We start from the raw sequence: 16,205 nt of genomic DNA, 5'->3' as shown, positions 1-16,205 counted from the left end.
GTCAGTTCCGCGCCGGCAGCCGCTTGAGCGGCCAGGCCCAGTGCCCGCGGCCCGGCAGCGGCTCGGGCGGGTCGGTGACCGGGCCGGGGATGAGGGCGAGCGCCACGCCCAGCAGGGCGGAGCCGACGAGGCAGTCCAGCCAGTAGTGGTTGGCGGTGCCGACCACCACCAGCATGGTGACCACCGGGTGCAGCAGCCACAGCCACCGCCAGCGCGAGCGGTGGGCGGCGATCAGCCCGACCGCGATGGCCAGCGCCCAGCCGACGTGCAGTGACGGCATCGCCGCGAACTGGTTGGCCAACGAGCCGCTGTCCGGCTTGCCGTAGACGGCGGGCCCGTAGACCGCCGCGGTGTCGACCATGCCGTCGCCGTGCAGCAGCCGCGGCGGGGCGAGCGGGAAGAACAGGTGCCCGATGAGGGCCAGCATCGTCTGGATCACGATGGCCCGCCTGATCCACAGGTAGTGCGCCCGCTTCTTGGTGAACATCCACCCCAGGAAGACGACCATGGCCGGGAAGTGGACCGTGGCGTAGAGGTAGTTGGCGGCGTGGATCACCGTCTCGCTGTGCAGCATGAGCCGTTGCACCGAGGCCTCGCTCGGCAGGTGCACCGCCCGCTCGAACGACCACACCGAGCCGGCGTGCCGGTAGGCCTCCTCCGTATGCCCGTTGGCGACCTTGCGCCCGTATTTGTAGAGCGCGTTGACCGCGACGAGCAGCAGCAGTTCGGGCAGCAGCTGCGGCAGTCTGGCGGGCAGCGGCACTCGCGGCGGTCTGGGAAGCAGGCGCTTGCCGACGATCACCGACGACGTCCCGATTCCCATCCCCATACCGCAGCCCTGCCCCTCCACCGACTCCACCGACCAGTCCGGACGCAGCTTTCGCCTCCACCGCCTGCCCCGCTGAACCGACGTGAAGCCGACCGCTGTCGGCCATCCTCGCAAAACCCTGGCGAAATGTCCGGGTGGTTGACGGCGTGTGCCCGGTGTGAGAAACGCGTCACGGCGGCGGGCGCGGGGGAGGCCCACCGGGTGTTGAGCGCAACGCGCGTATCGGGAGACGCAAAAAGCGTGCACTGTTGTGAACTTGGACGGCAAAGATGCGAAATACGCTCGCACGAGCCTTGTGGAAACGGGCGGCGCCGACCTAGGTTCGCCTCACCCGCCGCCCGCCGGTGAACCGCTGCCAGACCGGGGAGGCCGCAGGCGTCGGGGGTTTCAGGGAACCCCCCATGAGCCTGTCCCGAGAGAATCGAGCTTTCGATGTCACGGAGCATCACCGGTGCTGTGGCGAGATGGTCAAGAGGTCCGCGGCGAAGAGCCGTAGTGACCGTCGCGTCGGTGACCGCCGCGGCGGCCGCGCTCGGCGTGCTGGCCGGCGGAACCGCGGTCGCCGGTACGGCCGGCAGGAGTGCCGGGAAGGCCGTGGTGACCCGGGCCGCGCTCGACCCGGCGCTGACCGCGGGGCGCGGCGCGAATGTCGGCTTCGCCGAGCAGGAGGCCGAGAACGCGGTCACCGACGGCACCGTCATCGGGCCCGGCCGGGACGCGTACACGCTGCCCGCCGAGGCGTCGGGCCGCAGCGCGGTGACCCTGCAGCCGGGGCAGTACGTGGACTTCACGCTGCCCGGCGCGGCCAACGCGATCAACGTGCGCTACAGCATCCCCGACGCGCCCGCGGGCGGCGGCCGCACCTCGCCGCTGAAGGTCGCCGTCGACGGCGGCGCGGCCAGGACGATGACGCTGACCTCGCAGTACGCCTGGCTGTACAACCTGTACCCGTTCTCGAACGACCCGAACGCCGACATCCTGCACCCCGACTACTGGGTCACCGAGTGCGCGTGCGTCCCGCAGGCCACCACGCCGACACCGGTCTTCGCCAAGCCCTTCAGGCCCAACCACTTCTACGACGAGCAGCGGCTGCTGCTCGGGCGTACGTACAAGGCCGGCCAGACCGTACGGCTGAGCGTGCCGGCCGGGGCCGCGGCCACCACCGTGGACCTGATGGACTCGCAGCTGGTCGCACCCCCGAAGGTCGACCTGCCGGCCGCGAACGTGCTGCTCTTCGGCGCCGACCCGACCGGGCGGCGGGACTCGGCCGACGCGATCGACAAGGCCATCGCCTTCGCGAAGCGCGCCCACCTGAAGGTCTACATCCCGCCGGGCACCTACCAGGTGAACCGGCACATCATCGTCGACCACGTCACCATCGAGGGCGCGGGCAACTGGTACACGGTCGTCAAGGGCCACCAGGTGGACCTGGCGACCCCGGCGCCTGGGGGAGGGTCCGTGCACACCGGCGTCGGCTTCTACGGCAAGGACGCGGCGGCGGGCGGCAGTTCCGACGTCCACCTGTCCGGCTTCGCGATCCAGGGCGACGTGCGCGAGCGGATCGACACCGACCAGGTCAACGGGATCGGCGGGTCGCTGAGCAACTCCACCATCGACGGGCTGTACATCCAGCACACCAAGGTCGGCATGTGGTTCGACGGGCCGATGAGCAACCTGCGGATCACGAACAACGTGATCGTGGACCAGATCGCCGACGGCATCAACTTCCACACCGGCGTGACGCATTCGGCCATCTCCGGCAACTTCCTGCGCAACACCGGTGACGACGCGCTCGCGATGTGGTCGGAGAAGACCGAGGACGCGAACAACACGATCGACCACAACACCGTGCAGACCCCGGTGCTCGCCAACGGCATCGCCGCCTACGGCGGTTCCGACAACACGGTCTCGGCCAACCTGATCGCCGACCCGATCCGCGAGGGCAGCGCCCTCCACGTCGGCTCCCGCTTCGGCTCCGAGGCCTTCACCGGCAAGCTGTCGATCACCGACAACACCACGGTCAGGGCCGGCACTTACGAGCTGAACTGGAACATCGGGCTCGGCGCGATCTGGTTCTACGCGCTGGAGAAGAACATCGACGCCGACATCCAGGTGACCGGCGACCGCTTCCTCGACAGCACCTTTAACGCGATCATGCTGGTCAGCGACTTCCCGGTGAAGGACCTCTACTCCATCACCGGCGTCCACTTCAAGGACATCCAGGTCGACGGCACCGGCACCTCCGTGCTCAGCGCCCGCGTCAAGGGCGGCGCGACCTTCGAGAACGTCGACGCCCGCAATGTCGGAGCCGTCGGCATCAACAACTGCGGCTCCTTCAACTTCCCCGCCACCGGCTCCGAATTCGCCGTCACCGACCTCGGCGGCAATGACGGCGGCGGCACGACGGGCCCCTGGCTGGCGCCCTGGGAGCTGCCCAACACCATCACCTGCAACGACCGCCCGACCGTGGTGCCGCCCGCGGCCCCGTCCACCTGGTGAGCGTGAACCGGTAAGCGCGAAACCCCCGGCCGGCCGCTCCTGACAGCGGCCGGCCGGTTCGCGCGGACGGCCCGGCGCCCGGCCCGGGTCAGCGCAGCCCCGCCTCGCGTTCGGCCGCCGAGCGCAGCCAGTCGGTGAAGCGCTCACCGGTGGCGTTCGGCCCGGCGAAGGCGCCGTCCGGCTCGTTGTACGACCACACCTCGGGGTCGGGACCGGGCCCGCGCAGGAAGTCGAAGCGGTAGCCCTGGTACATCAGCACCACCCGGTCGCCCGCCTCGAAGCGGAAGGGCACACCGTGCTCGGCCAGCAGGTCCTCCGCCGCCTCCCGCAGGCCCAGCATCAGCGGGTAGAAGACGTCGCTGCTGACCAGGAAACGGCCGAAACCGCCACCGGTCACCGCCAGGAAGCAGCGGTAGGCGGCCCCGACCGGTCCCGGCTGGTCGCGTTCGATCTCCATGATCTCCCGCACCCCGAGACCGAGCGGCCGCGCGCCCGTCGCGTCCCTGCGGTCGTCCAGCAGCCCCAGCGCGGCCCTCACCCGCGCCTCGGGCCCCGATCGCGCCCAGACCACGTCGTCGATCGCCGCCGCCCTGCCCCCGTGCACCCAGCCCACCCCCGGTCAGTCGCCCTACCCGCCACCGCACATGACTACCAGAGCCGGGGCCGCGCCGGTGCATTACCGCCACTGGCCGGACGCCGCGGGGCACTACGCTCGGCTCCATGAGCGATCAGCACTTCGAGACCCTGGCCATCCACGCGGGGCAGCCGGCCGACGCGAGCACCGGCGCCGTCGTCACACCGATCTACCAGGTGTCGACGTACAAGCAGGACGGCGTCGGCGGCCTGCGCGGCGGCTACGAGTACAGCAGGTCCGCGAACCCGACGAGGACCGCACTCGAACAGAACCTGGCGGCGCTGGAGGGCGGCAGCCGCGGCCTGGCCTTCGCGTCCGGCCTGGCGGCCGAGGACTGCCTGCTGCGTACGGTCCTGGCACCCGGCGACCACGTGGTGATCCCGAACGACGCCTACGGCGGCACCTTCCGGCTGTTCGCGAAGGTCGTCGAGCGCTGGGGCGTGGCCTGGTCGGTGGCCGACACCTCCGACGTGCAGGCGGTACGGGACGCGGTCAGGCCCGAGACGAAGCTGATCTGGGTCGAGACGCCGTCCAACCCGCTGCTGGGCATCACCGACATCGCCGCGCTCGCCGGGGTGGCCCGGCAGGCGGGGGTGCGGCTGGTGGTCGACAACACCTTCGCCAGCCCCTACCTCCAGCAGCCGCTCGCGCTGGGCGCCGACATCGTGGTGCACTCCACGACCAAGTACATGGGCGGCCACTCCGACGTCGTCGGCGGCGCCCTGGTGACCTCGGACACCGCGCTCGGCGAGGAGCTGGCCTACCACCAGAACGCGATGGGCGCGGTCGCCGGGCCCTTCGACGCGTGGCTGGTGATGCGCGGCATCAAGACCCTCGCCGTGCGCATGGACCGGCACAGCGCGAACGCCACCCGGGTCGCGGAACTGCTGGCCGCGCACCCCAGGGTGCGCCAGGTCTACTACCCGGGGCTGCCCGAGCACCCCGGCCACGAGGTCGCCGCCAAGCAGATGCGGGCCTTCGGCGGGATGGTGTCCTTCCGGGTCGACGGCGGCGAGGACGCGGCGGTCGCGGTGTGCGACCGGGCGGAGCTCTTCACCCTCGGCGAGTCGCTGGGCGGCGTCGAGTCGCTGATCGAGCACCCGGGCCGGATGACGCACGCCTCGGTGGCCGGCTCCGCCCTTGAGGTGCCGGCCGACCTGGTCCGCCTGTCGGTCGGCATCGAAGCGGTGGACGACCTGCTGGCCGACCTGACGCAGGCGCTGGGCTGAGACCGCGGCCCTACACACCCCACGGCGGAGGCGGCGCCCCGAGGGTCTGCCCGAGCCGGCCCAGGCTCACCGGCGCCCACCAGGTGCCGCCGGTTTCGTCGGGCGGGGCTTCGTGGTGGGGCCGGGCGAGCACCGCGAGGACGACGCCGGCCACCAGGGCGGCCAGCAGCAGCACCCACAGCATGTGCAGCCCGGCGCGGCGGCGGCGTACCGTACGCCGCCCCCGCGCGGCCGCCCCGGCCACCAGGCCGGCGGGCACCACCGGGTGGGGGGTGTCGAGCAGCCGCCGCACCTCGTCGTCCCGCCGGTTCGGCGCCCTCACGGCGCCACCTGCCCGGCTGCCCGGCGGGCGGCCAGGTCCGCGCGGTCGCGGGCCTCGGCGACCGTCCGCGGCGGTTGCCGCGGTCGTGCCGAGGGCGGTGGGCCGTCCGTGCCGTCGCCGGCCGGGGCGGGTCCCGCCGGGTCGTAGCGGCGGCTGCGCAGGGTCGCCGTGGCCCTGGCGCAGATCGCCCTGACCCGGTCGGTGGCCAGCCCGAGCTGCGCCGCCGTCTGCTCCTCCGCGACGCCCTCGAAATAGCGCATCGTGACGACGAGCCGCTCCTGCGGGGTGAGCCGCGCGAGCACCCCGCCGCGCGGGCGCCGCCACCACGGCCGGCCGGCGAAGCGGCGTACCAGCTCCGCCCGCGCCTGGTCGTACGGGTCCTCGGCGCGCATCCGCAGCCAGTCGGCGTACGTACGCGCCAGCGTCGCGGCCAGCAGCCGCTCGGCCTGCTCCCGGTCGCCGGTGAGCAGCGTGGCGGTGTGCAGCAGGCGGCCCGCCGCCCCGGCGGTGAACGCCGCGAATTCGGCGTCCCGTCGGATCTCCGCTGCCGCCCGGCGCTTGCCCACGCGGCCATGGGACGGCAAGCGGGTATTCGCGGTCAAGCCCCTTGCGCGTCCCCCTGCGACTCGTACGCACCATCGGAACGCGGCGCACCTTCCGCCGCTCCCGGAGCGTCGTCGTCGCCGCGGCCGAGGCCCGCGTGCCAGTCGGCGAGCGCGGCGTTGAAGCGGACGAGGAGGTCGGTGAAGACCTCGCGCTCCCCGGTCGTCCAGCCGTCGGTGACCTCGGCCATGAGCCGGCGGCGCGAGTCGCGCACCTCGTCGAGCCGGCCGCGGCCGCGCGGCGAGACCGCCAGCACCACGGCTCTGCCGTCGTCGGGGTGCGAGGTGCGCTTGACCAGGCCGGTGTCGACCAGCGGCGCGACCTGTCTGGTCACTGTCGAGGAGTCGATGCCCATGGCCTCCGCGAGCGCCTTGACGCCCATCGGGCCCTCCCGGTCGAGCCGGTTGAGCAGCAGATATGCGGCGCGGTCCATCGAGTTGCGGGCTCTGCCCACACCGCCGAGCCGGGTCTGTTCCGCGCGGCGGGCGAAAAGGGCCACCTGGTGCTGGAGGCGCTCGAGGAGTTCTGACGAGGTCTCCGTCGGTTTGGACATGACCTTGAAGCTCGCGTTCTGTCGGTCCTGTGAAGGGCGATCGGACGGCGGGAAGTTGGGAGAAGAGTACGCGGACCGGATGCCCCGGTGGCCCTGCACGCACAAACCGCAACCGGGTCCTCGCCCGGTCGTGAGGGACGGCGGCGCACCCGTGCCCCGGGCGTGGCACGCGCGGGGGACTGCGAGACTGGTCCTATGGACAGACCGGCACCTTCCGCGCCCCACCCGATCACCCTCGATGACGTGCGCGGCGCCCACAAAATGCTCTCCGGGGTGGCCCGGATGACCGCGATGGAGACCAGCAGGCACCTGTCGTCGCTGGTCGGGGCACCTGTGCACCTCAAATGCGAGAACCTCCAGCGCACCGGTTCCTTCAAGATCCGCGGCGCCTACGTGCGGATCGCCGGGCTCAGCCCCGAGGAGCGCGCGGCCGGCGTGGTGGCCGCCAGCGCGGGCAACCACGCGCAGGGCGTGGCGCTCGCCGCCTCGCTGCTCGGGGTGCGCTCGACGGTCTTCATGCCGGTCGGCGCGCCGCTGCCGAAGGTCGCCGCGACCAGGGACTACGGCGCCGAGGTCCGGCTGCACGGCGCGGTCGTGGACGAGACGCTGCGGGCGGCCATCGCCTACGCCGAGAAGACCGGCGCGGTCTTCATCCACCCCTTCGACCACCCGGACATCATCGCCGGGCAGGGCACGGTGGGCCTGGAGATCCTGGAGCAGTGCCCCGAGGTGCGCACCATCCTGGTCGGCATCGGCGGCGGCGGGCTCGCGGCGGGTATCGCGGTCGCGGTCAAGGAGCTGCGGCCGGACGTGCGGGTGGTGGGGGTGCAGGCGGCCGGGGCGGCCGCGTATCCGCCCTCGCTCGCGGTCGGGCGGCCGGTGGCGCTGGGCTCGGTGGCGACCATGGCGGACGGCATCATGGTCGGCCGCCCCGGCGACGTGCCCTTCGGGGTGATCAAGGACCTGCTGGACGACGTCGTGACGGTCTCGGAGGACCAGCTGTCCTCGGCGCTGCTGCTGTGCCTGGAGCGGGCGAAGCTGGTGGTGGAGCCGGCCGGGGCCAGTCCGGTGGCGGCGCTGCTCGCGGCGCCGGACGCCTACGAGGGGCCGGTCGTGGCGGTGCTGTCCGGCGGCAATGTGGACCCGCTGCTGATGCAGCGCATCCTGCGGCACGGCATGTCGGCGGCGGGCCGCTACCTGTCGCTGCGGCTGCGGCTGACCGACCGTCCGGGGGCGCTGGCGACGCTGCTCGCGGTGTTGTCAGTGGTGGACGCTAACGTCCTCGACGTCAGCCATGTGCGGACCGATCCCCGGCTCGAACTCACCGAGGCGGAGGTCGAACTGCACCTGGAGACCAAGGGTCCCGAGCACTGCGCCGCGGTCGGCGCGGCGCTGGAGGACGCCGGCTACGTGGTGATCGCCTGAACCCGGTTGACGCGATATATCGCGTCTGGCATTCTCGCTATATCGCGAGGGTGCCCGGTAATGCGTTCGTCAAAGCCGCGGCGTCCGGCGATCATCGGGCCGATGAGTTTCGGCCGTGCGACCGGTCGTACAGCCGTACAGCAGACAGCGCAAGCAACCGACGGGAGCGAAAAAATGCCGGGCGCCATCTATGCCGAAGGTCTGGTCAAGACCTTCGGCGATGTCAGGGCACTGGGGGGAGTGGACCTTGACGTGCCGGAGGGCACGGTCCTCGGTTTGCTCGGGCCCAACGGGGCGGGGAAGACCACCGCCGTCCGTGTCCTGACCACCCTTCTCCAGCCGGACAGCGGCAGGGCCACCGTCGCGGGCATCGACGTGCTCAAGCACCCCAACGAGGTCCGCAGGCACATCGGACTCTCCGGCCAGTTCGCGGCCGTGGACGAATTCCTCACCGGCCGGGAGAACATCCAGATGGTCGGCGAGCTGTACCAGCTCAGCCCCAAGGCCGCCCGCCGGCGTGCCGACGAGCTGCTGGAGCGGTTCAACCTCACCGACGCCGCCAACCGGATCTCCAAGACCTACTCCGGCGGCATGCGCCGCCGGCTCGACCTCGCGGCGGCCCTGGTCGTCAGCCCGCCGGTGATGTTCATGGACGAGCCCACCACCGGGCTCGACCCGCGCAACCGGCAGCAGCTGTGGGAGGTCATCCAGGAGCTGGTCGCGGGCGGCACCACCCTGCTGCTCACCACCCAGTATCTGGACGAGGCCGACCACCTCGCCCACGACATCTGCGTCGTCGACCACGGCCAGGTCATCGCCCAGGGCACCTCCGACCAGCTCAAGGCGCAGATCGGCGGTGAGCGCGTCGAGGTCGTGGTGCACGAGCGGTCCAGGATCGAGGACGCGGCCCGCGCGATGGCCGCGCACGGCAAGGGCGACGTCAAGATCGAGCAGCACACCCGCCAGATCACCGTCCCGGTCACCGGCGGCGCCAAGCTGCTCGCCGAGGTCATCCGCGACCTCGACGCCGAGGGCATCGAGATCGACGACATCGGCCTGCGCCGCCCCACCCTGGACGACGTCTTCATCTCCCTCACCGGCCACGCGGCCGAGACCCCGGACAGCGGCGACGACGAGGCCGCCGGCGCCGGCGACGCGGACGCCCAGGACGCCCAGGACGCCCAGGACGCCAAGGACGACGCCAAGGACGCCAAGGAGGCCGTCAAGTGAGTGCCGCGACCGACACCACCTCGCGCCAGCTCACCCTGGCGCCGCACGCCCGGGGCGGCGTGGTCCAGTCCGCCCACGACTCGCTGGTCGTCGCCAAGCGCAACCTGCGCCGGATGATGCGCATCCCCGAGGTCGTGATCTTCGGCCTCATCCAGCCGATCATGTTCGTGGTGCTCTTCAGCTACGTCTTCGGCGGGTCCGTCAACGTCGGCGGCACCTTCGACGCCGGCAGCTACCGCGAGTTCCTGATGGCCGGCATCTTCGCGCAGACGGTGACCTTCGCCACCGCCGGCGCGGGCGCCGGCATCGCCGACGACATGAGCAAGGGCCTGATCGACCGCTTCCGCTCGCTGCCGATGTCCCGCGGCGCGGTGCTCACCGGCCGCACGCTGGCCGACTCGGTGCAGACCGCGCTGACGATCGTCGTCCTGGCCTGCGTCGGCCTGCTGGTCGGCTGGCGGATCCACAACGGGATCCCGAAGATGTTCGGCGCCTTCGCGCTGCTTCTCCTGCTGGGCTACGCCTTCTCCTGGATCGGCGCGCTGATCGGCCTGTCGGTGCGGTCCCCCGAGGCGGCCACCTCCGGCGGCCTGATCTGGCTCTTCCCGGTGACCTTCGTGTCCAACGCCTTCGTGTCGCCGGAATTCATGCCGGCCTGGCTGCGGCACGTGGCCGAGTGGAATCCCTTCAGCGCCACCGTCCAGGCCGCCCGCGTGCTGTTCGGCAACCCGGGCGTGGTCCACTCCAGCGCCTGGCCGATGGAGCACCCGGTGTGGGCGTCCCTGGCCTGGTCGGTGCTGATCATCGCGGCCTTCCGCACCTGGGCGGTCCGCAAGTACCGCTCGGCGACCGCGTAAGGCGCAAGGCCCCACCCGTTACGACAGCGAGCCCCCGGCGGTAGTCCGCCGGGGGCTCGCACGCTTTCCGCGCTGTGTCAGCCCTGGTAGGGCTTGACGTCGAGGATCTTCACCGAGGCGCTCTTGCCGTTCGGCAGCTCGTAGGTGGCGTCGTCGCCGGTCCGCTTGCCCGCCACCCCGCGGCCCAGCGGGGACTGCGGCGAATACGTCTCCAGGTCGCTGGAAATACCCTCGCGGGAGCCGAGCAGGAAGGTCATGGTGTCATCGGGGTCGCCGTCGAAGGCGATCGTGACGACCATGCCGGGCGCCACCACGCCGTCGTCCGCCGGAGCCTCGCCGACCTTGGCGGACTCCAGGATCTGGTTGAGCTGCCTGATCCGCAGCTCCAGCTTTCCCTGGTCCTCACGCGCCGCGTGATAGCCGGCGTTCTCCTTGAGATCGCCTTCCTGGCGGGCTTCCTCGATCTTTGCGACGATCTCGGCGCGCGCCGGACCAGACAGATGCTCCAGCTCGGCCTTGAGCTGGTCGTACGCCGCCTGGGTGAGCCAGGTGACGTTGTCGCTGGTCTGGGTCACAGGTGCTCCTCGTCGGTACTGTCGTGAAGAATTGCATTGCCACCGGTAGCCGGGACGAAACCACGAGCCTAACAATTACCGGCGGGTGACGTGAGCGGGTAATGTACAGCGCCTTGCGGCGGCGGCGGGACGCGCGGGACGCCGGGCGTGTCAGTCGCGGGGAGCGGTGCTGCAGCCCACCAGCTCGCCGGTCTGGCCGCGGGCCGTGGTGCGTACCGTGACGACCGTGTCGACCTGCTTGGCGTGCTGCGCGAGGCGTACGTCCTTGCGTCCCACCTCGGCGTGGTCCTCGCCCACCGAGCGCACCGTGCACACCGCGACGGTGCCCGCGCCCTTGTGGACCTCCAGGTGGATCTGCAGCGCCTGGTCCGAGACCGCCTGGAAGGCCACGACCTGGCCGCTGATCCTGTCACCGCTCATCGAGTCGTAGCCGTACCAGCCGATACCGGCCGTGACCAGCACCGCTGCCACGGCGGCGGCGATTTTCACCCTGCGGTTGGCGCGGGCGTCCGCGCCGGGGCCGTAGCGGCCTGCGGGCGGGGAGCTGTGCGGACCGGCCTGGACAGCCGCCATGATCGTTTCTCCCGTTCACTGACCGCGGAATTATTCGTCCCCTCGCTCGGTCACTATAGAAGGCGGTGACCCTGCGCCCACCGAGGGGGCACCAGGACCAGCAGCAACCAACGGGACTTTGAGGACACCAGCCTTGACTGAGCAGCTTCGACTGATGGCCGTACACGCTCACCCCGACGACGAGTCGAGCAAGGGTGCCGCCACCATGGCCAAGTACGTGTCAGAAGGGGTGGACGTACTGGTGGCCACCTGCACCGGCGGCGAGCGCGGCTCGGTGCTCAACCCCAAACTCCAGGGCGACTCCTACATCGAGGAGAACATCCACGAGGTGAGGGCCAGGGAGATGGACCTCGCCCGGGAGATCCTGGGCGTCAAGCAGGCCTGGCTCGGCTTCGTGGACTCCGGGCTGCCCGAGGGCGACCCGCTGCCCCCGCTGCCCGAGGGCTGCTTCGGACTGCAGGACGTCGACGAGGCCGCCGGCGCCCTGGTGAAGCTGATCCGCGAGTTCAAGCCGCAGGTGATCACCACCTACGACGAGAACGGCGGCTACCCGCACCCCGACCACATCATGACCCACAAGATCAGCATGGTGGCCTTCGAGGCCGCGGGTGACCCGGAGCGCTACCCGGAGGCCGGCGAGCCCTGGACGCCGCTCAAGCTCTACTACAACCAGGGCTTCAACAAGGCCCGCACCCTCGCCCTGCACGAGGCGCTGGAAGCGCGCGGTATGGAGTCCCCCTACAAGGAGTGGCTCAAGCGCTGGGACGACTTCGCCCGCCCCGAGCGCAACATCTCCACGCACGTGCCGTGCGCGGACTTCTTCGAGATCCGCGACAAGGCGCTGCTCGCGCACGCCACCCAGATCGACCCGGACGGCGGCTGGTTCCGGGTCCCGATGGACCTCCAGCGCGAGGTCTGGCCGACCGAGGACTACGAGCTGGCCAAGACCCGGGTGGACGTCTCCCTCCCCGAGGACGACCTCTTTGCGGGCGTCCGCGAGGCCTGAGGGACAATGGGCGGCGTGACAGCAACCCACGCCCTCGGCGGCCCGCTGGTCTCGCTCGCCGAGGTGGACAACAACAAGGTGACGCCGGGGCTTCTCGGATTCGTGATCTTCGCTGCCATAGCCTTCGGGCTGTGGATGCTCATGAAGAACATGGGCAAGCAGATGAAGAAGATCGATTTCGAGGAGCAGCCGGAGCCGCCGGTCGTTCCGCGCCCCTCCAAGGCCGAGGCGCCCCGGCACTGAACCCCGCTCCCAGGGGCTTCCTCTTGGCAGAGGGCACGCCCCAGGGGCGCGGGGAACCGCGCGACCAGCCGTCGACGAGATGCACGTCGTCACCGGCCGAAAGGGGCTGTCCGGTTCGATACGGACCACCGGCCGGTGGTGGGTCGAGCGCGCGGTTCCCCGCGCCCCTGCCGGGCGCCCCGGGCATGGGCGCCCTCCTACGCCGGGAGGGCCAGGATCATGCGGGCCGCGCGGCCGGGGGTCATGCCGAGGCGCCAGGCCTCCCATGACGTGCCCGCGGCAGCGGACCCCCGTTCGAGGAGTACGGCGTAGGCGGCCGCGTATTCGGCGAGGTCCGGGTCGCGGCCCGGGTAGGTGTCGCCGGCGGCGAGGTCGCGGAGGGTCGCCAGGGCCTCCCCGGGGCCCCGGTCCTCGGCGACCAGCGGGAGCAGCGTGGCGCGCAGGAAGGACGCCCAGTCCTGGCCGCGCCGGTCGCCGAGGCCGGTGAAGAGCTGGTGGGCCTCGTCCAGCAGGGTGAGCGCCTCCACCAGGCGCTCGTTGCCCGCGTCGATCACCGCCAGCTCCACGCACGACCACGCCTCGCCGTGCTCCACGCCGATCCGGCGGAAGTCCTGCCTGGCGTCCTGGAGCAGCTGCCGGGCGAAGCCGCTGTTGCGCAGATTCCCGGTGCTGGCGGCGCGCTGGTCGCGGGTGACCCGCGCCGAGTGGTGCCGGGCGCAGGCCAGGCCGTAGACGTCCCGCATGCGGGAGAACATCGTGCGGGACCGCTCCAGGGTGCGCAGCGCCGCGTCGGTGTCGCCGCACTCCTCCAGCGCCTGCCCCAGGTAGTAGAGCGTCCACGCCTCGCCGCGGGCGTCCTCGCTGGCCCGGTGCCGCTGGACCGCCTCGTCCAGGTCGCGGGCCGCGTCGCGGGGCTCGCCGCGCAGCAGCCGGGTCCTGGCCAGCTGGGTCATCGTCCAGGCGGTGCCGCGGGGGTCGCGGGCCAGGGCGTAGGACTGGCCGGCCGCCCGCAGCTCCGCCTCGCCCTGGTCGATCCGGCCGAGCAGCAGATACACCTGGCCCAGCTGGAGGTGCGCCCACGCCTCGCCCTGCACGCTCTCGTTGGCCCGGTGCAGGGCCAGCGACTGCTGGAGCAGCTCAAGCGCGCTGCCGAGCTGGCCCATGTCGCGCAGCACCGCCGCCAGCGCGTGCATCGTCCAGGCGCGGTCCTCCTCCAGCTCGGGCGCCGCCTGGATCGCCAGGCCCTCGCGCAGCTTGACCTCGGCCTCCCGCAGGTTGCCCTGGTGGTGCAGGGTGATGCCGAGGCTGTCCAGCGCGCGGGCCGCGCCCGCCGGGTGCTGCGCCTCGAAGTAGAGGTCCACCACCGTGCTCAGCGTGGACTTGGACTTGTCCAGCTCGCCCAACTGCCGTGCCGCGATGCCGGTACGCCACTGCACCGAGCGCACCAGCACGGAACGGTCCTCGTCCGGGCCGGACTTGGGCTGCCGTGCCTGCTGGGCCTGCGCCATCTCGCTGATCTCGCCCAGCCGGTAGAGGTCGCCGCGCAGCAGGCAGTAGTCGCACAGCGCGCCCAGCAGCGCCTGGACCGCGGCCCGGTCGACGCCCTCCGTCTCGCGCAGCGCGGCCGTGATGAAGCTGGACTCCTCGTCCAGCCAGCGCAAGGCCGTCTCCAGGGACGCGAATCCGTGCTGCCCGAAGCGCCCCGCCCGGGTCGAGGTCTTGCCCTCGACCAGCCGCACCACCGTGTTGGCCAGGTCGGCGTAGGAGCGGATCAGCCGCTCGTGGGCCGCGGCCCGCTCGACCGGGTCCTCCTCGTCGAGAAGCCGCTCGGCGGCGAAGGCCCGGACGAGGTCGTGCGGCCGGTAGCGGTTGCCGCGGACGTTCTCCACCAGCCCGGCCGCGGCCAGCTCCGCCAGCCGGCGGGCGGCCTCCCGGTCGTCGGTGGCCAGCAGCGCGGCCGCCGCGGCGGCGCCGAAGCTCGCCCGGCCGGCCAGCGCCAGGCGGCGCAGCAGCCGGCGGTTGGGCTCGGGCTGGTCGTGGTAGCGCAGCGCCAGGACCCGGTCGACCGGGTCGCGGGGCCCGAAGACCTCGATGTCCTCGGCCAGTTGCGCCGGGCCGTGGTGGTCGGCCAGCGCCGATCCCGCGATCCGCAGCGCCAGCGGCAGGCCCGCGCACAGGTCGCGCAGCCGCGCGGTCTGCGCCGGGTCGGGCCCCGGCAGGCCCGCGGTCTGCGCCAGGTGGCCGAGCAGCCCCTGCGCGTCGGCCGGCGACAGCGGGGCCACTTCCAGGTGGCGCACCCGGGCGCCCGGCAGCTCCAGCGCCAGCGGTTCGCGGGCGGTGACCAGCACCAGGCTCTCCGAGCGCTCGGGCACCAGCGCCCGCACCTGCTCCGGGTCGGTGGCGTCGTCCAGCACGATCACCACCGGCACACCGGCCAGGTGCTGCTGGTACTGGTCGCTGAGCCGGCGCAGGTGCTGCCCCTGGTCCTGGCGGTCCTGCCGCTCCCTGAAGAGGAGCTGGTCGCGGGGCGCCCCGAGCCTGTTCAGCAGGTGCAGCAGCGCGTCGCGTACCGGCAGCGGGGCCGCGCCGCCCGCGCCGCGCAGGTCCACCACGCACGCGCCCCTGAACTGGTCCTTCAACTCCCGTGCCGCGCGCACCGCGAGGGTCGTACGCCCGCTGCCCGGCGGGCCGTGCAGCACGATCACGGTGGGCTGCACGGCGACGGCGGCGCGGGCCTGGTGCACGGCCTGCGAAATCTGCGTCATCTCCGCCGCGCGGCCGGTGAAGAGGCCGTCCGCCGCCGGGAGTTGGCCGAAGGACTGCTCCAGCAGCGCCCGGGTGCGGGCCGCCGCGCTGCGGTCGCCACCGGTGCGGCGCTGCCGCGGCACCTCGGACGCGGACCGCGCCAGTTTCACCCTCGACGCCTCCGCGGCCTGCGGCTTGGCCGCGGCATCGAGGAAGGGCCGCACCCCGCGCCGCTCCAGCGCGGCCAGCCACAGGAGCCGCAGCTGTTCGGCCCCGCCCGGCGCACCGCGTTCGGGCGCCGCCGACCTCCTGGCGGCCCGGCCCCGCGCGGCCGCGGCGCCCAGCGTGGCCACCCCGGCGGCGCCCACGGCGGCACCGGTCACCAGCGAGGCCCCCGGCGACAGCCCCTGCCCCAGGTCGACGCCGAAGGCGACCGCGGCCGCCACCCCGGCCACCAGGCCGCCGGCCGTACTGCTCGCGGCGCCCGCGCCGCGCCCCAGCGGCGGGCCGCCGGGCGCGGGCCTGGGCGCCTCCCTGGCCTCCAACGCCCGCTGGTAGGCGGCGTATTCGACCGCCGCCGCCTCGTTGATCTCCGCGAACCGCTCCCGCGCCAGCCGCAGCAGCGCGTCCCCGCCGCCCGCGGGGCGCTGCTCGGCCACCAGCCGCGCCAGCAGCCTGTCCGCGGCGGCGCGATCGGCTTCCCGCAGTGCGATCCGTGACTCCGGCACATCGTCCTCCCGGTGACGCCCGACAGTTCGTCGGATGGGTTTCGTGCCCGTCCACGGACTGCGTCAAGCGTTGCGAACCGGTCCGATCCCGTCCCAAGTCTGTTACCGGCGAGGTCAGTTGGCGAGGGTCCTGCGCCCTGCGCGGCGGCGGAGG

General features: G+C 72.4%; 15 protein-coding genes. 7 read left to right on the top strand and 8 right to left on the bottom strand.

The window, feature by feature from the left end:
• Position 1: 1 nt before the first annotated feature.
• On the bottom strand, positions 2–823 hold the full coding sequence (locus OG900_15035; protein ID WUH91290.1) for a phosphatase PAP2 family protein: 822 nt from the start codon (positions 821–823) through the stop codon (positions 2–4).
• A gap of 438 nt (positions 824–1,261) precedes the next feature.
• Between OG900_15035 and OG900_15030 the strand changes: the two genes are divergently transcribed.
• Complete coding sequence (locus tag OG900_15030) at positions 1,262–3,328, top strand: right-handed parallel beta-helix repeat-containing protein (protein ID WUH91289.1); 2,067 nt, start codon at positions 1,262–1,264, stop codon at positions 3,326–3,328.
• 88 nt (positions 3,329–3,416) lie between these two features.
• Here OG900_15030 and OG900_15025 read toward each other — a convergent pair whose 3' ends face one another.
• Positions 3,417–3,932 (bottom strand): hypothetical protein, encoded by a 516-nt coding sequence (locus OG900_15025; GenBank protein ID WUH91288.1) that lies wholly within the window; start codon positions 3,930–3,932, stop codon positions 3,417–3,419.
• A 116-nt stretch (positions 3,933–4,048) separates the two neighbouring features.
• Between OG900_15025 and OG900_15020 the strand changes: the two genes are divergently transcribed.
• Entirely contained in the window at positions 4,049–5,191 is a 1,143-nt protein-coding gene (locus OG900_15020) for a cystathionine gamma-synthase (GenBank protein ID WUH91287.1), read from the top strand.
• A gap of 10 nt (positions 5,192–5,201) precedes the next feature.
• Here the strand turns inward: OG900_15020 and OG900_15015 are convergent, their stop codons facing one another.
• Genes OG900_15015 through OG900_15005 form a run of 3 tightly spaced genes read right to left on the bottom strand, consistent with a single transcriptional unit; the run spans position 5,202 to position 6,669 of the window.
• Positions 5,202–5,513, bottom strand: coding sequence for a hypothetical protein (locus tag OG900_15015; protein WUH91286.1), 312 nt, complete (start codon positions 5,511–5,513; stop codon positions 5,202–5,204).
• Entirely contained in the window at positions 5,510–6,079 is a 570-nt protein-coding gene (locus tag OG900_15010; GenBank protein WUH91285.1) for an RNA polymerase, read from the bottom strand. Before OG900_15010 ends, OG900_15015 begins: the two co-directional genes overlap by 4 nt.
• A gap of 32 nt (positions 6,080–6,111) precedes the next feature.
• A complete protein-coding gene (locus tag OG900_15005) occupies positions 6,112–6,669 on the bottom strand; it encodes a MarR family transcriptional regulator (protein ID WUH91284.1) in 558 nt (185 codons plus the stop codon).
• Positions 6,670–6,864: 195 nt separating this feature from the next.
• On the opposite strand from OG900_15005, the gene ilvA reads away from it, so the two are divergent.
• The 3 genes from ilvA (at position 6,865) to OG900_14990 (ending at position 10,181) form a co-directional block, all read left to right on the top strand.
• Positions 6,865–8,094 carry a threonine ammonia-lyase gene (ilvA, locus tag OG900_15000; protein ID WUH91283.1) on the top strand — a complete coding sequence of 410 codons (1,230 nt, stop codon included), beginning with the start codon at positions 6,865–6,867 and terminating at the stop codon, positions 8,092–8,094.
• Between the two features lie 174 nt (positions 8,095–8,268).
• Positions 8,269–9,324: an ATP-binding cassette domain-containing protein gene (locus OG900_14995; protein ID WUH91282.1), complete on the top strand. Its 1,056-nt coding sequence runs from the start codon at positions 8,269–8,271 to the stop codon at positions 9,322–9,324.
• Entirely contained in the window at positions 9,321–10,181 is an 861-nt protein-coding gene (locus tag OG900_14990) for an ABC transporter permease (protein WUH91281.1), read from the top strand. Before OG900_14995 ends, OG900_14990 begins: the two co-directional genes overlap by 4 nt.
• Positions 10,182–10,258: 77 nt before the next feature.
• Here OG900_14990 and greA read toward each other — a convergent pair whose 3' ends face one another.
• On the bottom strand, positions 10,259–10,756 hold the full coding sequence (gene greA, locus OG900_14985) for a transcription elongation factor GreA (GenBank protein ID WUH91280.1): 498 nt from the start codon (positions 10,754–10,756) through the stop codon (positions 10,259–10,261).
• A 150-nt stretch (positions 10,757–10,906) separates the two neighbouring features.
• Positions 10,907–11,329, bottom strand: coding sequence for a DUF4307 domain-containing protein (locus OG900_14980; protein ID WUH91279.1), 423 nt, complete (start codon positions 11,327–11,329; stop codon positions 10,907–10,909).
• 133 nt (positions 11,330–11,462) lie between these two features.
• On the opposite strand from OG900_14980, the gene mca reads away from it, so the two are divergent.
• Both mca and OG900_14970 read left to right on the top strand, forming a co-directional pair.
• Positions 11,463–12,335, top strand: a complete 873-nt coding sequence (gene mca, locus OG900_14975; GenBank protein WUH91278.1) for a mycothiol conjugate amidase Mca — start codon at positions 11,463–11,465, stop codon at positions 12,333–12,335.
• Between the two features lie 6 nt (positions 12,336–12,341).
• A complete protein-coding gene (locus OG900_14970; GenBank protein WUH91277.1) occupies positions 12,342–12,578 on the top strand; it encodes a hypothetical protein in 237 nt (78 codons plus the stop codon).
• Positions 12,579–12,775: 197 nt separating this feature from the next.
• Here OG900_14970 and OG900_14965 read toward each other — a convergent pair whose 3' ends face one another.
• The gene (locus OG900_14965; GenBank protein ID WUH91276.1) at positions 12,776–16,051 is read right to left on the bottom strand and encodes a tetratricopeptide repeat protein; all 3,276 of its coding nucleotides are present in this window, start codon (positions 16,049–16,051) and stop codon (positions 12,776–12,778) included.
• Positions 16,052–16,205: the final 154 nt, after the last annotated feature.

Origin of the sequence: Streptomyces sp. NBC_00433, from assembly GCA_036015235.1 — a bacterium.
In the GTDB taxonomy this organism is placed as follows: domain Bacteria; phylum Actinomycetota; class Actinomycetes; order Streptomycetales; family Streptomycetaceae; genus Actinacidiphila.
Note: the sequence above shows the minus strand (reverse complement) of the source record. Positions and strands in the feature narration are given on the sequence as shown.